This window comes from Moraxella sp. CTOTU48268 (genome assembly GCF_032069585.1).
Classification (GTDB): Bacteria; Pseudomonadota; Gammaproteobacteria; order Pseudomonadales; family Moraxellaceae; genus Faucicola; species Faucicola cinerea.
Genome location: NZ_DAMALV010000004.1, coordinates 1 through 21,316 on the forward strand (window position 1 = coordinate 1; position 21,316 = coordinate 21,316).

Annotated in this window: 16 protein-coding genes; 3 read left to right on the forward strand and 13 right to left on the reverse strand. The window is 38.6% G+C overall.

Features of this window, described 5'->3' with window-relative positions; translation table 11 throughout:
• Positions 1-51 precede the first annotated feature (51 nt).
• The 8 genes from RT143_RS02020 to RT143_RS02055 form a co-directional block, all read right to left on the reverse strand.
• Positions 52-618, reverse strand: coding sequence for a restriction endonuclease (locus RT143_RS02020; RefSeq protein WP_313090808.1), 567 nt, complete (start codon positions 616-618; stop codon positions 52-54).
• Positions 619-666: 48 nt separating this feature from the next.
• A complete protein-coding gene (locus tag RT143_RS02025; protein WP_313090809.1) occupies positions 667-2,160 on the reverse strand; it encodes a NurA domain-containing protein in 1,494 nt (497 codons plus the stop codon).
• A gap of 9 nt (positions 2,161-2,169) precedes the next feature.
• On the reverse strand, positions 2,170-4,257 hold the full coding sequence (locus RT143_RS02030; RefSeq protein WP_313090810.1) for an ATP-binding protein: 2,088 nt from the start codon (positions 4,255-4,257) through the stop codon (positions 2,170-2,172).
• Between the two features lie 2 nt (positions 4,258-4,259).
• Positions 4,260-5,267, reverse strand: a complete 1,008-nt coding sequence (locus tag RT143_RS02035) for a DNA-methyltransferase (protein WP_313090812.1) — start codon at positions 5,265-5,267, stop codon at positions 4,260-4,262.
• Between the two features lie 135 nt (positions 5,268-5,402).
• The gene (locus RT143_RS02040) at positions 5,403-5,864 is read right to left on the reverse strand and encodes a hypothetical protein (protein ID WP_313090813.1); all 462 of its coding nucleotides are present in this window, start codon (positions 5,862-5,864) and stop codon (positions 5,403-5,405) included.
• Positions 5,865-8,195 (reverse strand): hypothetical protein, encoded by a 2,331-nt coding sequence (locus RT143_RS02045; RefSeq protein WP_313090814.1) that lies wholly within the window; start codon positions 8,193-8,195, stop codon positions 5,865-5,867.
• The gene (locus tag RT143_RS02050) at positions 8,188-9,765 is read right to left on the reverse strand and encodes a site-specific integrase (protein ID WP_313090816.1); all 1,578 of its coding nucleotides are present in this window, start codon (positions 9,763-9,765) and stop codon (positions 8,188-8,190) included. The genes RT143_RS02045 and RT143_RS02050 overlap by 8 nt, the downstream gene beginning before the upstream one ends.
• Positions 9,758-11,032: a site-specific integrase gene (locus tag RT143_RS02055; protein ID WP_313090817.1), complete on the reverse strand. Its 1,275-nt coding sequence runs from the start codon at positions 11,030-11,032 to the stop codon at positions 9,758-9,760. The genes RT143_RS02050 and RT143_RS02055 overlap by 8 nt, the downstream gene beginning before the upstream one ends.
• A gap of 344 nt (positions 11,033-11,376) precedes the next feature.
• On the opposite strand from RT143_RS02055, the gene RT143_RS02060 reads away from it, so the two are divergent.
• From RT143_RS02060 to thiE, 3 genes are read left to right on the forward strand one after another with little or no spacing between them, the layout of a single operon-like run.
• On the forward strand, positions 11,377-12,309 hold the full coding sequence (locus tag RT143_RS02060) for a lantibiotic ABC transporter permease (RefSeq protein ID WP_313090819.1): 933 nt from the start codon (positions 11,377-11,379) through the stop codon (positions 12,307-12,309).
• Positions 12,310-12,340: 31 nt separating this feature from the next.
• Complete coding sequence (locus RT143_RS02065) at positions 12,341-12,802, forward strand: GNAT family N-acetyltransferase (RefSeq protein ID WP_313090821.1); 462 nt, start codon at positions 12,341-12,343, stop codon at positions 12,800-12,802.
• Positions 12,792-13,442, forward strand: a complete 651-nt coding sequence (gene thiE, locus RT143_RS02070) for a thiamine phosphate synthase (protein WP_313090822.1) — start codon at positions 12,792-12,794, stop codon at positions 13,440-13,442. The genes RT143_RS02065 and thiE overlap by 11 nt, the downstream gene beginning before the upstream one ends.
• A gap of 5 nt (positions 13,443-13,447) precedes the next feature.
• On the opposite strand, the gene RT143_RS02075 is transcribed toward thiE, so the two are convergent.
• Genes RT143_RS02075 through RT143_RS02095 form a run of 5 tightly spaced genes read right to left on the reverse strand, consistent with a single transcriptional unit; the run spans position 13,448 to position 21,307 of the window.
• Positions 13,448-14,356, reverse strand: coding sequence for a pseudouridine synthase (locus tag RT143_RS02075; RefSeq protein ID WP_313090824.1), 909 nt, complete (start codon positions 14,354-14,356; stop codon positions 13,448-13,450).
• A gap of 57 nt (positions 14,357-14,413) precedes the next feature.
• The gene (locus RT143_RS02080; RefSeq protein WP_313090826.1) at positions 14,414-16,009 is read right to left on the reverse strand and encodes a hypothetical protein; all 1,596 of its coding nucleotides are present in this window, start codon (positions 16,007-16,009) and stop codon (positions 14,414-14,416) included.
• A 25-nt stretch (positions 16,010-16,034) separates the two neighbouring features.
• Entirely contained in the window at positions 16,035-19,013 is a 2,979-nt protein-coding gene (locus RT143_RS02085; RefSeq protein ID WP_313090828.1) for a penicillin-binding transpeptidase domain-containing protein, read from the reverse strand.
• 59 nt (positions 19,014-19,072) lie between these two features.
• Positions 19,073-20,320 (reverse strand): FtsW/RodA/SpoVE family cell cycle protein, encoded by a 1,248-nt coding sequence (locus RT143_RS02090; RefSeq protein WP_313090830.1) that lies wholly within the window; start codon positions 20,318-20,320, stop codon positions 19,073-19,075.
• Positions 20,321-21,307: a hypothetical protein gene (locus RT143_RS02095; RefSeq protein WP_313090833.1), complete on the reverse strand. Its 987-nt coding sequence runs from the start codon at positions 21,305-21,307 to the stop codon at positions 20,321-20,323.
• Positions 21,308-21,316 lie beyond the last annotated feature (9 nt).

A 21,316-nucleotide genomic window follows, 5' to 3' on the forward strand; every position in this document is an offset into this window, starting at 1 on the left:
CCAATTCTATCTTAATTTTGTGATTATTTGGTCTAGACATTGGGGAGTACCTTACATATACCTACCTTGAGTGTTCAAAGCCATGCCTGCTAGAGATAATCGAGGCATATCATCAGCAAGTATATCTTTACCGCACACTATACATGGTAATGGGAGATACATTGAGATATTAGGATTTACAAAATTATGATTAAATAGTTGTCCATATTTCTGAATCATAAGAGAATTCATATTCGATATATAATTACTAATTTGATGTTTATCGAAAACTCTAAAATCATAATTAGAATTTTGCTGCAATCCTATGAATCTATCCTGTAAAGCTTGCGAGATAATTGTGGAATAAAACCCTATAAAACCAACTGCATTGTGTTGAATAATTCTTTCTACAAGAGATTTCTCATCATCGACACTAACAGAATTGCCTGAAAATATAAAATGTTTGCAACTTACTATATATCTCATGCCATTAAGTTCGACAATAGCATCCTTACCACCATCAGCACCCCTAGCTGGTGGTTCAATAACTATATAACCCAATGATGAAAGAAAATCTGTAGCAAAAAATTCCCACTCTTCTGGCGTAATGCCTTTAAAAAAATCATCATATATATTCATTTACTACCCTTGTTCACATTACTTTTAAAAAATGATGAAATTTAATATTCACTTTGAGATAGCCTCGCTAGCAAATTTATCTAAAAGCATCTGGCTAGGAACATTTGAAAGCGAAACTAACTTGTTCGCTAATGCAATTGGTACAATAGAATTATCATACATATCACATTTTAAGAGATAAATATTTTTTAAAATGATATCTAAATTCTTGTATTCATCTTTTGGTGGTGATTCATTTAAATCCAGTTTGTTATCTAAAAACTCATGAAGATTACTCGGATTTCTTTTATACCCATAAATTTTAGCACTTCTAATTGGCACAGTTAAAACTATCTTTTGACCATTTTTTGCATGGAATAGTACCTTACCACTATAATAAGAAGTGTCTCCATACAATGTCTTATTTTCGTCACCAATCAAAATATACTTGAACATATAGTTGTTATTTAGAATCAAATAATGGTTTTTCCCAAGAAATCTTTGAGAAGTTACTACCTTATCTGATTCAAGGTTTTGTACGGATTCTATCAATGAAGGATTAGAATAAATTTTTGGGGTATCCACGGTGCTGATTTTGTAGATATGGTCTACGAATGCTCCACTTTTTTCTATACCTACTAAAAATAAGTCTTCCGTATTCTGCAAGAAAGTACATAATTTACGCACATATTTGTGCATGGTGGCAGTTTGCCCTGCAAAACTTAATGCTCCATCCGCAATAAACAGATATTCTTTAAGCATATTTGGTTTTGTTTTATAGATGAAGTGAATGAAGTAAAATAGAATCATTTGCTCTACTAATCTAGTTACATAACCCAATACCCCTGATGCCCCAAAATCATCATCAATTGCTTCGTGTAATCTAAAAACATCAGTTAGATAAATAACTCCATATTCGGTTTCCCAAGTATAATCTTTTGACATTTCACTAAGTTTTAATTCTATTCTTGTAGGTTCATCTACATTTTTATTATATGGATTTGAGCCAAGTATATAAGTTTCTGACTTAGTAGTAGAATACTGCTCAAAAATAATCCATTTTACGGTTTCTATTAACTTATCATCTATCCGCTCGCCAGCCATGAAAAACTCATATAATGCCTTCCTAAAGGCGTGAGTAAGGGATGTAGAGTTATCATAGTTAATATTTTTGATTGGTAAAGTTAATTTCCAACGTTGCAAACCATTAAGTTTTTGCATATCTTCAGGAAAAATGAAAGGTTTTTCTGAAAGATTCAACAAGTCTTGTTTAGCAAAATTTAAAGCACCAAACTGAAAAAATGCAATTTCCGAAGTTGGAAAGTTTTTATTGATTTCAATATTGGTATAACCCCCATCAACTGCTAATATAAATTTGATAGGGCTTTCAATAGTGTCATCAACTTCTTCTACTAAAGTATTAATTTCTTCTATATTTTCAACCTCTTTAGGAAAGGAGCATTTACTTAAAAAGTTATTAACCATTTCATCTTTGATGATATGGGTATGGTTTATTTTTGCAGCCCATTCATTCGGCTTACCACTTCTACTAGTTGTTCCCATGTGTCTACCTTAATTCTTTTTAGCTGAGAATCTATCAATTTGAACAGGAACAATAAAGGGATTGGTATAAGTTTTCATTCTTACAAAGCCTTTATCATTGTTAGAGCTGAATTTAATTAAAGATTCAGTAAAGTCAGAGAAATCATAATATTTTCTCAACTCTTTCATTTCATCATCATTGTTAAGATGAGCAATAAACCAGTTTTGGGTATTCTTTAAGATGTTAGAGCTAATTGAACTAACTTCTTGAGTAGCATAGACCATACCAATACTAAGTTTAGCCCCTTCTTTTGCAAGACGGTTATAGATATCAGTTAAATCTTTTTCATCTTTTTTGGGAAAAAGGTTGTGTGCTTCTTCAAAATAAAATTGGATAAAATTATTATTTTCGTTTTTAACGAACCGAGACATAGAATCATTAAATACACCACGACAAATCCTTTCAGAAAAGAGTTTTTGTACTACAGGTGAACCCTGTGATAAATCGACAATAACAATTTGCCCCTTTCTTAATAGTTGAGGTATTTCTACCTCAAAAGATACATCTGATGAATTTGTATGTAACTCTAACAACTCTCTGTTTCTGAGTTTTTTATAGCCACTAACGGAGTTTTTTTCATTGGGTGATTTATAAGTTGATAAAAAAATCATCATAGCTTTTAAGTCATCATCTGCCCACTCATAACCTTTCTTTTGTTCATATTTTTTAAAGAATTCATTGTCGTTATAGAATTTCCAAGTTTTTGTAAACCATGTGGATGCTTCTTCTAGAGATAATCCTGTTGATGGAACTATGATATTTTCAGCTTGATTAATTTCTTCTTCAGTAGGCTTATGTCCAAAGTGATTAAAATAGTTTATTTCTTTATTACCAGTAAATTTGACAGTAAAGTTTGCTTTTGGCTTAAATCCAGCTTTATATAGGCAGCATAAGTAAGCAGCTTGAACACGCTCATATCTAATCTGTTCTGAGCTTTTTGCTTCTGCACCTTCAGGGGGTGTTAAATCGACAGCAGTAAAATTATTAACATAGTCGCCTGATATTTTATTTTCGTCAAAATAGTTTTTTATTAATTCAAACCCTGTGGTAACATCAGCATAAAAATTGACTTTCATAATTTTAAAACCATCTTCTAATGGTTTTTCCATTACTGAGTATCGAGTAACTTTCTCTCCATACATTTCATAAATTGCTGTACCTTCGTCCTGTAAGTTGGCATTTGCATATTCTCCATTAACGTCAAAGATTATCTGACCTACTGGAAAACTTGGTTCACTTGTTTTAAGAAAAGGTTCTTGAGCCGTAGTAGTGTTTGAAAGTACATTTGGAGCTTTTGATGATATATTTTCAGTGGCTTCAATAATTTTTTTAACTGTATTGGATTTACCTGTACGAGTCATACCAAATAACGCTGTTCTCTTGCCAACAAAATCTTTTGGATTAACCCAAACATCAACACTTTTTTCGGTTATATCATTTTGAAAACGTCTACTTGAGCTAAATCTAACTTTACCAATTTTTGCCTCATTAGCATTACCAGCAATAGTGTCACCTTCTCGTTGATTGACAATTTTTGATAAAACATCACCAGTTGCTTTATACACACTATAGTTATTAGCAGAGTAAAAGTTCTCTAAATCTGCACCAAATTCTGTAATAGTACGTCCCGATGAATCTTTAGTTGTATAGAAAGTGCCTAAAACACGACATTCAAGCCCTGAGAAGCTAAACTCATATCTTGTGAAATCATCCAGCTTACTGTCTTGCTCTACACCTGAAAGTCCACTAGTATGTGTACCTTCCTTATAGTACGCAATCATGGTGCTTACCATGTCTTTATCAGTGGGGAGTGGTGTCGGTTTTAATGCCCGAAGTAAAACTACTTCTTCAACATCCTTTTCACCTTCATAAAAAGCTAATAGAAAAGCCCCTTGTGGGATACCCTTTACTCTGTGTTTCCAAGCGTCAGCTACTAAAATCTGAGCCTTGTCATAATCTATAGCAAATGGTCTCCCTACAAATAATTCTTCTTTTTTTCCTTCTTTGAAAATATCAATACTTGCTACTTTTAGAATATCCGCTTTAATGTCACTCATGATTATTTCCCTTCTAATTGTGAGATAAAGTTATCATTAATTTTAATTTTAGTATCTAAAGTTGGGTCTTCAAATCTTATCATTGATTGACGAGCATAATTTTCATCCAACTCTATACCAATCCACTTTCGTTCTAATTTTTCGGCTACAAATCCTGATGTATTGCTACCGGCAAAGGGGTCAAGGATTAAATCCCCTTCATCAGTTAGAAAATTAGTAAAGAAACTAATTAGACCTGATTGTATCCTTGCAGGATGGGATTTAATACCCCTTTCTCTACATTGTTTGAGAAAAAAATCATTAGAATTGGTGTTAGAAAAGCTTAATACATTATGTGGTAGTCTAACGTCTCTATCCTCATCAATTGGTTCTAGCTCAAATAAATTGTGAGAAATACTACCTCCGTGGTCTTTGAGAAAACCTTTTTCACTAATAGAGTGCTGAGACGGGCGAGTGCCTGAATTATATGAACCTCTTTTTAATAATTGTTGCATACCTTTGCTATAAGGTCTCAAAACTTTAGTGTTATCAGCCTTTGGATAATCTGATTTTGCAAGCCACCATATATGTGTATAGCTATCAACTGCACGCAGTCTATTGACTGTCACCCACATCGCAGGGGATGGTAATCTTGAAGGATTATAGGCGATAAATTCCTGAATAAGGCGTAAATTTGCTGTAGGATGGTTTACCAAACCCATTAATGCTTCAAGGTGTAGTACAGATTGTACAGGTCGATTAAACTCCCAAGCATTGCCAATTTCTATTACTAATGAACCATTATCGGTTAATAAGTCGCTAAATATAGGTGCGAGACTTTCAAACCAATCTCTATATTCTTTGCCTTGTAGATTACCATACGTTTTTTTAGTATTCAAAGGAAAGGGTGGTGATGTAATAATTAACTGAAATTTACCTTTATAAAATCGATTTAAATATTTTTTTGATATTTCAATTGAATCTCCAACTAATAATTTTCCATAATTTGTACTATAAAGTAAATTCTTCATATAAACACACTACTTGTCCTAGAAAGATAAAATATTAAAAGTTATTTCGCAAAGCCAAAAGTCATCAAAACTTGACCCATTATAACTTATTCGTAAAATACAGGCTTTTGTAATTGAGATGTCTGTAAAAAGGAATTACCTATTATCAAGCATTTTTAGATTAGTTTTTGCTTTTAACTCAGGTATTAGATAGGGGGCAAGTAAATCATCCAGTTCAATATCGGTTCTTAGTTTGACTTGATTAGCAATTTCTAAAAGTGTTGCTGTATTTTGATTAAGCTCACTTTCAAGTTTATTGACTTTATTCTTTAATGCTTGGTTGGTTTGGAGAAGTGCTTCGCGTGTTTTTTTATTTACATATAATTGTTGTTCTTTTTCTTTTAGATTTAATGGCAAAAGCTGTTCAGTTGTATATTTTTGAATTAACGCTTTACGTTCTTGAGTACTAAATGTGCTAAGTCCTCCTTTGACAAATCCCTTGGCAAACAATCTTTTGTGCAAGGCTGTATTTGAGATAGGCGATTGCTCAATCCCTTCAGCTACCATTAATCTAAGTTCATTCTCAATGGCTTCATCAAGTTCTTTGCCTCTTAACATTTAATCTTCCTCATCTTCAGTTTTGATTTTTTCGTACTCTAGTGAAAATAATTCAGCTAAAGTTTTTGGTTGAGATAGTTCTGTATCTAGTGGTTGATATATATTTAATGGAATTTTATTTCGATGCGATATCATAATTTTTCGTTCAAACTGTTCAAGATTTACAATTTGCTCTTTAAGTCGTATTTTAAACTCACAATCATCTTTAAAGGCTTTGCCTTGCTCGATAAGTCTATTCTTGATATTAGTAAGTGTCTCAATCTCACCCATACGACCTGTAACTGTGAAATTTACACAATATAAGCCTGACTGACACGCCAGCCGTTTTGGACAGCCATGAGTGGTTATATTACGCATACAAGAGCCAAAGGGTAGGGGGTGTAGATAGGCGTGGGTTTCTACTAATTCCTTTGCCTTATTAGGTTCAGAAACGCTTATTTCTTTAAAAGCATTAGCAATATCGTCAAAATAATTATCATCAATAGACCGCTCAATAAAAGTTGAAATTTCATTACGGCTATCAAAAGTATGCAAATTATTTTTGATATTGTTTTCTAAATCTTTTTTATCATTAAAAAGCATTAAACCGTACTCCAAAACGGCATCGATAGGGTTTAATACATTTTCATATTCTTGAATAGCTACATCTGTAGTAGTAATTAAATCTACAAAATTTTGATTATCTCTAATTTTGGTAGTTAGGCTAGATTGTTGGCTAATTTGTTTAACGTTCAGATGTTGATAATATTTATTTTGTTCAATATCGACACGCCCCATAAGCATTGTTTGTAAATGGTCTGATATTTCAGCAATTGCTAGGAAACTATTAATATTATGGCGAGGAATATGACTAGAAATTTTGGAAAAATTTTTATTACTATCTCTCAATTCATATTTTTCAAATACGGACTTATTTTTACCTGAGCCTAGAAAATTATTTATAATATGAATATCCAATGGAATAATAATGGCTTTATGAATGATTGTACGTGAAAGAGTAGTACTACCTTGCTGTGCTATAAACAATAAGTCCTCATAAGGAATATTAATTAATTCACCTTCATAATCAAATTTTTTATTAATAGGTTCATCACTATTATAATCTGCTGTGGATTCTATAAGTCGATTTAAGGTAGTTTTACTATAAAATTTTTGTTCACTCTGTCCATTAGATATAATTTCACCAGGTAAAATATCTCTGTTCTTTAATATTTTGAGAATAGCATCCCTTTTACCAGCTCGCCCTCGTGAGCGTTGTTTTGAGATAAATAAATGGTCAATGAAATCATCTAGTTCAATAAACTCATTAGATATTTCATCAATAGATTGGGGTAGAAAATCTTTTAAATTTTTATTTCTTAGATACCGTAAATGCACTCGATATGGTTCAGTAATCTGTAGAATACTTTTAACAATACTTTTCACAAGTGTAACTGAGGAAGGTTCAACCCAATGTATCCGCTTGCCAGCTCCTTTTGCACCATAATACTGTATTCCTAAATTGTACCGAGGATTGCCATTAACAATTATTGGTTCATTCGTCATTGGGTTTAAGATAGGCTTTTCAACTAAGCAATCTGTTTTAAGCATAATCGTTTCAGTCGAACGAAATCCTGTAATAATTGATAAGAATAAAAAATTTAAAAGAATCTTCTCACCATCGTTTTGACAAAGATTTTTAAGTGAAGCAATATTAATAAATGTCTGAATTGAGATTAGCTTCTCAGCGTTAAGCTTATTCTCATCAATATTTTTATCTTCAAGAAGTTCTTTGGTTAATCTTGCTTTGGGAGTTCGATTTTGCTTATTAATATATTTAACACCAACATCAAAGTCTAGTTTTCTAGCAGTAATTCCTTGTTTATTTACAATGTCTTGCATTCTTTTGAAAGCACCAACATAGTCAGGCAAATTGACAGCACTATTAGTTTGTTCTAGTAAGGAAAATGCATGATTTATAACTTCTGTTGTTAGTTTTATTGGATTGGTTGTTTCAGTGAGAACTTTGAGAGAATAATACCACCGTTTTAATACTAAAAGTTCTGATTGGAGTTTTTGAGGCGAAGCAACAGAATTTGCTTTACGAAAGCTATAAACCAACATCGCTTTGCAAAAATCTTGGTAATCTTGAGTTATACTGATATTTTCCAAACCCTTTACTTTATTTATCTCGTCAAATCTAATGCTCGCTTTTCCTCGTGCGGATAACCAACTTGCACCTTGAGTGCCTTTTAACCAAAAATTATCTTCCCATAACTTATCACCATTTTTATGGAGATTCTGCTCAAAATAATCTTTTTGTTCGCTTATAAATTTATCTAAATTACCCACGGGCACAATTTACCTCATTATTTAGCTCACAACGTTTAATTACTGAATTTATTTCAAATTTTGTCGCCTCATGAATGGTAATGAGGGGGTTTGATGAGTTATATGTACTATCAGAAATTTGTATGATTGATTCAAGTTCATTTTGAACGCTATTTAAAACTTCTTGATGATTACCGTTTTGATACGGATGAAAATATACACATCCATAACAACTTCTTACTGGCTCAAGAAAACAATTAGTTTTATAACCACATTTTCCAATATTTTTATGAATAGTATTATTAATAAACCCTACAACATTTTTACCTACATCTTGCTCAGGGCTGATTATGTCACCAGTCATAAGCATAGCTATCATTTGCTGATAAAGTAAATTACTACCCAACGCCATTGCTCGAATTTGTGCAAGATTCGGTGAGGCAGTTATATAATGCCTTGCGGTTACTAAAGATGAATGACCTAATATGTACGCAATATCTTCTGCACTTGCACCACCCAAAGCCATTGAGTAGGCTACATGATGACGAAATTGAGAACTGGTATATTTAATTTGAATTAACTCACCATTTAGAACTTGATGTTGATATTCTATGGGTGAAAACGCAAATAACTGCTCATTAATTGCGTTTGTGCAATAAGTAACAGCATTATCACCCAAATCAAATAATTGATGACTTTCTGAGAGTGCAAATTGTTTAATGTATTGGAAAATAACACTAGCGACTTCCTCAGGGAGTTTAATAGCAATTTTTGAATGACTATATCGTCCTTGCTTTGCATATGGAACAAGTATGCTAAAACGCAAAGGCTTTCCTGTTTCAGAACAAGTATCTTCTTTTATATCTTCAACAGTCAGTTTAGCTAACTGCACTGGTCTCATGCCTGTTGTATAAATAATTCCAAGGATAGAAGAGTTTTTTAAAGTATTTTCTGGTATAGACTTACCTTCAGTGATTTCCGAATTCAATCGTGTAAAGCCATTTTGAATCATTGTGATAATAGGCTTATTTATACTGTCCTCAGACTGTTGGTAATACAGATTTGAATTAAATTGGGAAGGTCTTTCCAATATATCCAATTCGTTTTCATTAGTTTCTTCAAAAAACTCGAAGCCTTCAGAAATCATTAAATTAAGAAAAAATTTAACTGTATAATATTTTGGAGAACTATTTTCTTCCTTGGATATATGAATAAGTAAACTTTTTAAAGTTCCATAAGAAAAAATATCTTTCTCTTTTTTTAGATGATTTAAGGTTTTTCTTATATGATTAAAGTGAAGAAAAAGACTAGATGGACTATTAATTTGAATGTAACATATCAAAATATACTTTATTAGTTTTTTCTCAAAATCATCAAATTCTTCAAAGCTTATATTATTTTTTAGCCCCGCATATTTAAATTCCCATTTATCTAATGTAGTATTGATGAACTTTGTATCATGTCTATCAGCAAGCATAAACCTAACTATAGTAGGAATATGTAGTTTATCTATTTTTTCCAATTGAGCAGAGGAAAATAGTCGATATGTTAGGGGGTTGGGTAATGCGAGATCTCGATTAGTATTACTCATAATTTATCTTACCTATTCTTTGGATATTTAATTTATTAGCGTTCTCAGATATAAATCTATTCGCATATAAATAAGGCATAGAACTATTAAGTGACCATCCAGCCATTTTTCTTAAATTTTCAATAGCTAAATTTAAAGACTGTTCATTATTGTGGTTTTTTGAGTAAGATTCATAGCTATGTTTAAGCATTAAATAAGCCCAAGTATGTCTTAAAATATGTGCGGAAACTTTATCAATAGAATCCACATAATTTCTATCAAAAAATTGGGGGAATTGTTTTTGCATTTCATTATTAATACTCATCAGTATTTTTTTAAATCCTGATTTGCTAATAGGCGAGTAGGGTGGTTGTAAGGACAAAAACAGCATATTACTTTTTGATTCATTACTTCTAATATTTTCAATGTACATTTTAATAAAATCATCATCACGCTTTTCTAAAAGAATTATTCTTTTTGACTGCTGGTTTTTCATGTGCGGTTTGATTTTACGAGAATCGGTTTTATCCTGAGTATCATCTATCAGCAAAAAAGTATTATTAGTTTTTATATCTTTTTTAATGGAATTCAAAGTTAATAGTAATAATTCACTTGTTCTCAACCCATAATTAACCAGTAAATGTACCATTAGAAAGTTTCTTAGTTGAGTTTCCTTATTTACAAATAATGGTTTTTTTGCCATAGGTTTAATGAGGGTATACAACGCACTTCTCATTTCCTCAGTAAGGCTTTTAAAGTTTGTTTTAGCCTTGTGGTTTTTATTATGTGTAGCCGAGAGATTAGCTACCATTTTATTTTTTTGAGCAATAATAGATTTATATCTTGTTATCTCGGAATTTAAAGGTTTCCCATATTCTTGGCTAAAATTGTCTAATAAATAATCTAAATAGCCTAAGACTGCTCTAAGACGGGATGCAAGTGTACTGTAATTTATTAATTGGTTGTTACCTAATCTTATCAACTTTATGTCAGATGAATTACTGTTTTCTAAATAGAGAATAAAACTTTCAATAGCTTGAGTAATTAATTTTGGATTTGATTTATGCACATAGAAATATTTACAAAATGATTCTTGGTATTTCTCCTGCCAAAATTCATACCATTGTTTAATCCCTTTTAGATAAGATTGTTGTGTTGATTCACTTTTAAAACGTAATCCACCAATGGTATAAAGCATTGGATATAAACAAGGTAGGGTAGTTGTTGAGTCTATCAGCAAACTTATTGGCTTTGACTCAAATGTATTAATAGATTTAATTAAAAGCATTTCACACACTCCAATGAATTTATGAATATATTTATCGGTGTCTCTTATATAAATAATATTATATAAGAAATACCTATAAATCAACTAGGATTTATTTGGTTTTGGTAATTCATAATCTTTTATGAAGTTAGTATAAGGTAGCCCTCATTTAACATAATATACATTATGCGAAATAAAAGCTATCGGCGTCAAAAACGAGATGTATGGCACAGTGATTAATTTAATGATGAAATGATAATTAGCAGCAAAACCATTTGCATTTATCAATCAATAATGAGTAGTATGCTCACTAATTATTTATTTATCGTTTGTTTGTTTATCATTAAAATCGCCAAGGATTTATCATGATTGGATTTATTGCCCGTCACAGTACAATTTTTATGCCATTGTTTGGTGTGATTGGATTTATATTTCCTGACTTGTCGCATTTTGTCCTTGGGCTTCTGCCGCAGATTTTATTTTTCTTGATGTTTTTTACCTTGTTGGGCATTGACCAAACCCAGCTGATTAGACGCATGACGACCCAATATGTTTGGGGGTTTGCTATATTTCAAAGTGCGCTAATGAGCTTGGCGATGACCTTGATTGCTTATTTATTGGGTGTCCGTGGTGATTTGTTGTTGGCTATCGCGGGTCTGTCAGCCACCGCACCGCTATTTGGTACGGGCGCCATTGTGAATGCAGTTGGTTTTGATGCACTGCTAGCCATGGCAAAAACCATCACAGCCACGTTGGTCATGCCTGTTAGCTTACTGGTGATATTGTGGTTACTTGGCAGCAAGGACGCCCATTTAGACTTTGTACTGTACATTAAGCGGCTGTTGATTTACATTATTGCCCCTATGATTTTGGCGGTCGCAGCACGCCAATACATTCCCCGTGATACGCTCAATATTTATTATCCAAAAATTGCCAAGTTTAACATTATTCTACTGATGATGTTTCCGCTTGGATTGATGTCGGGTTTTAGACATACCTTTGACACCAATCCCATGCAGGCGTTAAGCTTGTTTGGTTTGGGCACTGCCTTGTCGTTAGTATTTTACTTTTCTGCCTATTTTTTATACCGCCGCTTTGGCTATGAAAACGCCATTATTTCTGCGCTGGCGTGCGGTGGTCGCAATGTGTTATTGGCGTACACCATCACCACACCGTTTATGGGTGCGATGTTTTTACCGCTGATTGGCGCGTACCAATTGCCTTCGTTTTGCTTACCGTTATTGGGTAAAAAAATGGTCAAATGGCATACTATCGACAGCCAAGCCAGTCTAAAATAATGCAGATGTTCAATCCGTTTGATTTATTCGTATGCTAACGTTTCAACTCAATCTACTGCCACAGTTATCAGCACAAGCCTTGTATGGTATTTTTAAGGCGCGCTGTGAGGTGTTTGTTGTAGAGCAACATTGCGCATATCCAGAAATTGATGATACCGACTTGGTGTGTTGGCATTTACAGGGTTTTATTGATAATAATCTGGCGTGTTATGCGCGGATCATCCCACCTGATTATCATTATTTGGGTTATGTCGCGATTGGTCGCGTGTTAACGGTTGGCGATTTTCGGAGTCATCATTATGGGCGTGATTTGATGCAAAAAGCCATTGAAATTTGCCAGCAATACTACCCTAACCAGCCGATTTTTATCGCTGCTCAAACTTATCTGATACACTTTTATCAAGCGCTCGGCTTTTGTATACAAGGTGACTGTTACCTTGAAGACGGCATTGAGCATGTCAATATGATATGGGAAGGCAAACATGATGCATAACCGTGCTGATTATCGGCTGTATTTGGTCACAGATCGCCATTGCTTGCAACAGCAAACGCTTGAACAAGCTGTTGAACAGGCGATATTGGGCGGCGTGACATTGGTGCAGCTTCGAGAAAAAGCGATTGCTAACAAAGAGTTCTATGAGCGCGCGCTGCGTATCAAAGCGATTTGCCACCGCTATAACGTGCCATTACTGATTAACGATCGTGTCGATATCGCTCTCGCAGTTGAGGCAGATGGGGTGCATATCGGTCAAAGTGATTTGCCGTGTGGCGTGGTTCGGCAAATTTTAGGCAAAGATAAAATCATTGGGGTTTCCGCGCGCACCGCCCAGCAAGCCATCCAAGCGCAAGCAGACGGCGCAGACTATCTGGGCGTTGGCGCGATGTTTGCCACATCTACCAAACAAGATGCCCAAACAGTCACCATAGCGAGCCTAACTCAAATACGACAAGCGGTAACGATTCCGATTGTCGCCATTGGTGGTATCAATCACTCCACTCTGCCCGCCTTACAACAAGCGCTGCAAGCTGCCGAAACGTCTATTGACGGTGTAGCAGTCGTTTCTGCAATTTTGGGGCAAAAAGATGTCAAACTTGCCAGTGAACAGCTTAAAGAAATGATAAAAATTAAATAAATCAATCAGTTAGATTTTTTTATCAGCCGTAGCTGACTATCAAAACGCCTTGCTTGCTGGGTGATAGGGTCAATAAACGCAATGGATTTTGCCAGCAATTTTAACGGTTTTGCAAAATCGGTTGTACCTTTAGGCTTGACAGTGGGATAAAAATTGTCATTTAACAGCGGCATACCTAAGCTTGCCATATGCACCCGCAATTGGTGTTTTTTGCCTGTCACCGGGGTTAATCGGTATAAGCTAAACGCCCCGTTATTTTCAATCAATTCAACCATAGTGTGCGCATTTGGCTCACCTTCGACCGTCTTGGTCAAAAAAAACGGCTCGCCACGCTCAAGTCTGGAATGAATGTGAAAGGGATAACTTAAATCGCTGCGAGTCGGTGCTATGGCGTGGTAAGTTTTGTGTATGTGTCTATCGGCAAACAGCGCATGATAGCAAGCGCGGCTACTTGGATTAACCGATAATAACATCACGCCTGCCGTGTCTTTATCCAACCGATGCAAGGGTGAAATATCATTCACGGCTAACTGCTGTAAGTCTGGATGATTTCTTAATTTGGCTAGTAGGGTTTGGCTGACATAGTGACCTGACGGTGTGACGGGTAAAAAATGCGGTTTATCGACCACCAGTAAATGTTCATCCAAATGAAGAATATTGGGCTCAAATGGAATGATGGGTTCATTTTCAACCTGCCTATAGTACAAGATAGTTTGTCCTGCCAAATAGGGTGAATCTTGTTTGAGCGGCTCACCACGCTCAAGGCTAATTAAACCGCTGTCAAATCGTCGTTGCCAGTTTGCCAAACTGATATGAGAAAAATGCGCTGCCAAATAATCGATAAGCCGCCCACCCACAAACGACTTATCATGGGGTAAATATAACTTACTGGGTTTCATGCCGCGCTGTATCATGTTAAATCTATCATCTTAAAAAATCACTTTATCGCTTCTTTTTTACTTTATGCCCATTTATTGAGTTAACAACAACTGCACAGTTATCGCATGATTAATGCTTAGCACATCATTGGGCAGCAAAACATCATGTCGGTTGATGGGTTGACCGTTTCGGGTAATGCTGATGTTGGGATCAATCTCATCAATCAGCAGCTGCCCTTGAGATTCGACAATCGCAAAATACACGCCACTGGCAGGCTTTAGGTCATTGGCGGCAAATAGACGTAAGGCATGCGCGATTTGTGCCTCGCGACTGGCAAAAACAATCGGAAACTCGCGTACTTTTTGTTGGCGCTCTCCTAGCCCATCCACAGATTTTATGGTCAAAACAATCTGCTGCAGATTTTGGTTCAACTGCGGCAGTTTGCTTTGCGCTTGGCGTGGTGAAGTACTAGCAGTACTAAAAGCGGGCGGGCTTGCTGGGATATGATGATTTGAGTTTGGCTGTACCTGAGTCTGAGTCATGAATTTAACGCCCAGTTTAATCTCATTGCTAAATACCTCACCTTTTTGCAAACGTGCGATATCAGTTGGCGTGGCTTGCACTTTGGCTTTTAACCCAAATTGCGCTTCGTCGGACAAGGTTACCCCAATTTTGGCAAGATTGGGTTTTAATACTTCATAACCGTAAGATACCAAATCAATGGCATCATGCGGGGTATGGGTGGGCTCATGGGCATGGTTAAAACTGCTAAATAATTGCTCCACCATCGCGGTTGTCAGTCCATCATTGGATTTTAAGGTGATTTGAGTAATTACTTGGGATTTATCCACCCATTGTTTCGCCGCTGCCATAATCGCATCGGTCAATAAATCTTGGTACGGCTTGGCAGATTTTTGGATGTTTGGCAACACAGTTACCATCGGCTTGGGCGCGGCTGTTGCCGTTTGAATTGGCGGTTGTACCCTCGTAGGTTGTGGCTTAGAGGATACAGATGGCATAGGCTCAGTATTCACCAGCGGCGACTGCATCGGCGCAACCGCAGGCACTGGATTGGGGTTTGAAGGCGGTATTGTTGGTTGCACAGGCGTTTGATAAGCTTGAGTAGGCTGCGGTTGTGGCGAAACAGGCTGGGTTGGATGCTGCGGTGATACAGTTATCGGGGCTGAAGGTGCTGGTTGCCCAATAGGCTCAGGCAAGGTGATTGGGGCGCGTTCAGGGTAGTGGCCTGTAGCAGATTTTTCTTCGGCAAATCGTGGTATCAGTCGCCCTAACACACTTCTATATAGACTGGGATACAGACTGGTTTTTTCGTCTTCGTCATCTAGGGCATAGCCGTCAAGCCGTTGAATCAACAAAATGACCGAATTATCTGCTTCGCTGGCTGTGTCGTCGTCATCCGCTGTTTGGACGGCATGGGTTTTAATCGGCAATATATGAATATCAGGCATGGTGTATTTAAGCGATTGGGTAAATTGTCGGTAGCTTTCTGCCATTTTCTTATTGGCAATGATATCAAAACTCGTCGGCACCGAGAGCTGAACGCTCACCCGTTGTAAGTCATCAATGGCGGTGGTGTATAGGCTAAAGAAATTTTCCATTTCATCAAACACATCGCTTGGGTGTTTGTCGTCAATGATAAAACGGTGATTGGTGGTGATGTAAGCCATAATTTACTCTTAATGGTGAAATTTTTTATTGATGGGTTTGTGTTTTTTTAACAGCTTGCTCAGCCTCAGTCACTGGACTAGCCACTGGGTTGGCGCTGGTAGGATGGCTAATCGCTGAGCTTTGATACATCTGTTTGGCTAACACCATGCCTGCCTGTACCGCTCGGTTAATGCCATCGCGGGGGTCATCGACCAAGCCATTTTTAGTCCAGTTGCGTTCAACCAATACCGCTACCGCTTTATCCCATTTGCCATTTTTATCTTTTAGCCCATAGACAAACCATTTATACGGACGAGCATAACACGCCACCGATGGCTGAGTTTTGCCTGCGCGAATGTCCGCATTGTTACACAGATTTGCCACCATACTGACGGTGACATTGGGGGTATAGAAGCTACGACCGTTTTGGCGGGTGGGATAATTAAAGCCGGGTGTGCCTGTTTTGCCCACCATCACGCCCTGTGTCCATGTACAGCTACCAATCGCTTGGTTACAGGCAGCAAAAGCTGTGCCGTTGCCGCCGCCCAAACCTGTGCCTGCTAGCAGCGTACCTGATAATAAATTGAGCGCACCACGGGCGTCAGATTGGTTGATGCCCAGTGGCATGGCGCCGAGTTGGCTGGTAGCTGTGGTCATTGTCTCTTGACTTTGGGCATCGCCTCGCCAGGCTTTAGGGCGCAGCGGAATTTGATTGACGCCCCACAAATCCTCAATTAAATGCACGCCGCGACGCTGGGTCGCGCCATTATCGGCAATCAGCAGATTGGCAAACATATCCGACACACCCAGTACCGAGGTTTTGGCATTACCTGCGCCAAACACTTGGTTCATGCTGGCATTGAGCATATCGCCCCCTTGACGACACGCCCCGTTCATACGTCCACCATTGGCTTTGACACAGCTTGCCACTTGGCTTTCGGTAAATTGTAATTGTTTGGTGGTGTAATCTTGCTTACCATCGGTGAGCAGTACACCTGAAAAATAGCGGCTTTGTAGCATCGGGTCGCTATTATAGGCTTTACCAAACAGTAAATCTTTAAATCCGCAATTCACTCCCCCTTTATCGGCACAATTCACACTCCAGCCCATGTCATCACTGGCTTTTTTAAAGGCGGGCATACCTTGGCAAACGCCTTGTCGGTCACGTTGCAATGACATCGCACTGGTCGTGCGTTGACAATATAAAAAATTCGCCACTTTTTCGGTAGATGAGCTTGCTATCACTTGTTTGAGATATTGTGCTTCAGGGGTTTGCATATTTTTAAACCGTGGATTGGCTCGCACCAGTGCCAATGCTTGTACGGTTTTAACGGTCGAACCTGGGTACACGGTTTGGTATAACGCATGGTTCATGAGATTTTGCTTGCTCCAGTCTTTTTTCCACAGTATCGGGCAACCTGTGGGCTTAATTGTGGTATCGCCATTATCGGCACGGTAGCAGTTGGAGTCAGCGCTAGCAAGGGCAAGCACCCCTTGGGTTTTGACATCAATCACCGCGATACCGATACTGCGTACCAAGGCGTTCTCATACATGCCATTGGCGACGTTTTGCAACGCAGGCGACAGCACGCTATTACAGTCCGCGCCATTGGGGCTATTGGTGACACAATCCGCTACTTGCTGGGCGGTGGTCTGTACGGCAGGCTCCAAGGTTAACGCCATGTTGTAGCCGATTTTGATATTCGAGCCATCGACGTTGATACTATTGATTGGCGGTGCCGTGAGTTTTTGCCACCAGCTGCGTTGATCATTTTTTTGTTGGTAGCTTTGATAAGCGTCCAATAACTGACGGTCAAAATGGCTGGCGTGGATGTTGGACAATTCGCTATACATCAACCCTAGATTGGTCGGTAAAGCAACCTCGGTTTTGCTGGTGGAGGCAATCCGTTTTTTCGGGTCTTGCGTGGGTTTGTCTTGTAGGGTTTGCAGCACGCCATTGGCTTGGTTTTGAATATCGTTTTTGGTTTTAGTAAAAGCATTGTTTGGGTCAGACGCTGGTGCATTGGGTAAAGTCGCCGCCCCCGTCAATGATTTAGCCAATAAGGATTTGACTGACACCGGAATCAATCTAGGGTTATTACAAAGCTGGGTTAATGGGTCAACGTCACCTGTGTCAGTGGTATTGCCACGATTATCGACGTACAGGTAGCCTGTCTGATTGTCTGCCGTTTTGGCAGTTTTGATGTACACACAGCCCGGTAGCCCATACCAAGGGTTGGTTTGGGTGAGCCAATTGGTTGGCATATGGGCGACATTGGGGTCGTTTTGATTGCGGCGATTGGGCTGTTGTTCTCGCCATTGTAGCTGCAACAATCGCTCAGGGCTGGCAAGCGTTTTTAGCGCAAAGGCTAACGCGTCTTCGTTGATATGTTGCTCACAGGCTTGTTGCCAAAGGCTGGCAGTTTGCAGTTGGTATTGGTTGGCTAGACGTTTTTGCTGATACAAGCTGAGCAGACTTTGATTGACTCGGTTGATACTGTCGGTAAAACGGGCTTGGTTTTTTGGCTGAGTTAAATCGCACGTTTTGGCAGGCGTGGCGTTAACCGAACTTGATAGATTAGCGTTTGCACTTTGGGTATTAGTATTTTGGCTATTGGCTTGGTTGACCACATCCGCCATACCCAGGTTGTCAACGACAAGTGACACGGCGTTTTCATTCGCCTCTGCATTGTACGTGGTATTTGAGGCGGTTAAGGGCGAGAGATACCACGCCACCCAGCCGATAAGACCGACAACAAACACCACCAAAATCACTTGTAAGTTGGTCAAAATGGTTTTGTAAAGCGCTTGAGAAACCCGAAAACTGGCAGGACGGCTGTCATCTTTAATTGTTTTGGCTTTTTTAGACGAGTTGCTAGGCATCGCAGTTTCGCGATCATCTAAGTCATTGATACTATCAGTCGGTGATGGATTGTCCAAATCTATGTTTTGGACAGTTTCTAACTTGCCACTGTTCATAGTTTCTTGACTGTTTTCGTCTTTCGGGGTCTGGTTTTCGGTCATTTTGAACCTTTAATTTCTGCAAGCCTTACTAAAATTTGACGTTTCTACAATTGGATAAGTTATTGAGCATACGGTTTATTGCCGTCCAACATCAACTTTGGCTGAAACAGCGCCAAACTGAGCATAATACTATTGAGCCATAAATTACTGGTGCCATAACTTAAAAACGGCAACGTCACCCCCGTGAGCGGTAAAATCCCTAAATTCCCCGAAATGGTGACAAGTGCCTGAAACACTGTAATCACCACCCACAGCAAAATCACCCACGCCAGCAAAAAATAACCACCCGACAACAGCCGTGATTTCATCTGCTCACTGGCGAACGCCATCTGCTGACGGGCAATGAGCGCAAGCCACGCAAAATACACCATCATCAGCACCACACTGGCCCCGATACCCACCACTGCCATCACCGAGGTAATGGTATAGTCACTTTGCATCTGTAGCGGCACGCCCTGACAGCCCGACAAATGATAACCACACCACGGAATATCGCCAAACCCATAGCCAATCATTGGCACACTATCGCGAAACCAATGCAAAATCGCCATCTGATCGTTGCTCGCCACAAACGGATTGACCCACGCATTAACCCGCTCGGCAGTGCGCGCATCAAACCCGCTTAAATTCACCAATACCATCATCAGCAAAAGCAAAATCGCGGTACTTGACAACACGCCCAAAATATAACCCCGTCCGCCCATTTGGAAAATTTTGTTGGATAGCGCCACGCCCACCAAAAAGGTAAACAAAAACAAAAATACCAGCATGGTGCCTTTTTCATTGGCAATACCCAGCGCGATAAACGGCAACACCACCGCAAAAGCAAGCAGCAGGGTCATTTTTTTGGAGCGGAAAAACAGATGATTAATCAAACCGCGTTGGTTAATCGCCAAAAACACGCCCAAAAACACCATCAGCCAAATCTTTGACAGTTCAGCGACTTTCGCGCTGTCACTGTGAATAAAAACTGCCAAGCCCAGATAGCCCACCGCAAAGGCAAGTAGCCACACACGCGCTTTAGTCATCGCCGATTTGATATTACCCCAACTGCTGTGTAGTAAGTTATTGGCGACCATCGTTTTTAGCCCCCAACTCAGCAAACTACTAATCGGGCGAGCCAGGCTAATAAACACAAAACACCAAAACAAATCTTTGAAATGATTGAGAAAAATATAACGCAGTGACAAATAACTACGGGTGCTTAAATCAAATAAAATCATCAAGCCAAAGGTCACAAAGCCTACAAACAACGGATAAATCCACGCGGATGATAGCATGGCACGGTTGTCGGGGAATTTTTCCATCTACTGATGCATGGGTGAAAAAATCGTCAATACACTCAGTAGCACGCCGACGCAAAACAGTACGCCCCCCACCATCATCGGCAATATCACCGTATGGCTAACGCCGGCAATGACCAACCCCCACACAGTGATGGCTATCGGTAATACTTCCAGCCAATGCTTACGCCGCGACAGCCATAGCAAGCCCCACGTCACCCACGACCAAATACACACCTGAGTGAGCATGCCTAAGTGTTTGGGCGTACCAATTAACGGCAGTAAATTGTTCGCTTGCAGGGCTTTTTGTTGGTTGTTATTGGCGTCATAGATACTAGCAACATCGTTTGCTGATTGATTTAACAGTTTGGCAATAGTAGGCTGATTGCTAAACAGGCGATTGTAGGCAAAACGTCGATTGCCATCGGCGACCGCAAGCAATGACACCGCAAAATTGGCTTGGTCGGCAGGGGATAATTTATCGGTTTTCACCGCCATTAGGTTGTTTAAACTATCGAGTTGCCCACTAGCATTAAGGTGTAGCCAATCTTGGCGATTGCTGAGTTTGTCGCCACCCAAATTCACTTCGGTTTCATTTTCAACCAGCTCGGTTTGGCGTTGCTGTTTGCCTTGGGCTTGCCATGCGGCCGCTAAGGATTGTTGGGTTTTGGCAAAATGTTGCTTTGCCTCACTCATTAATTGTGTGGGCTGACTGGCTTGGGCACAGGCTTGAGTCATGCCATAGTTGGGGTCATTACGGTTGTCATACAGATTAGTAATAACGTTGTCGCCACAATACTTGCTGAGCAGTTGCGGTTTGGCGATGCCTTCAGTATAGCTCATCAATTCGAGTTGATAACGCTGCAGTTTGGGCGAATGGGCGTAATCTGCCAGTAAAAACGCCCCAATTAACAGGAGCCATACCACCGCTAAAATCATGATTTCGCTCAACGTTTGCGCTTTGGCGTTGGGTTTTTTGCTGGCTTTTGTACGACTCACTATGTTTAGCATGGGGTTTTC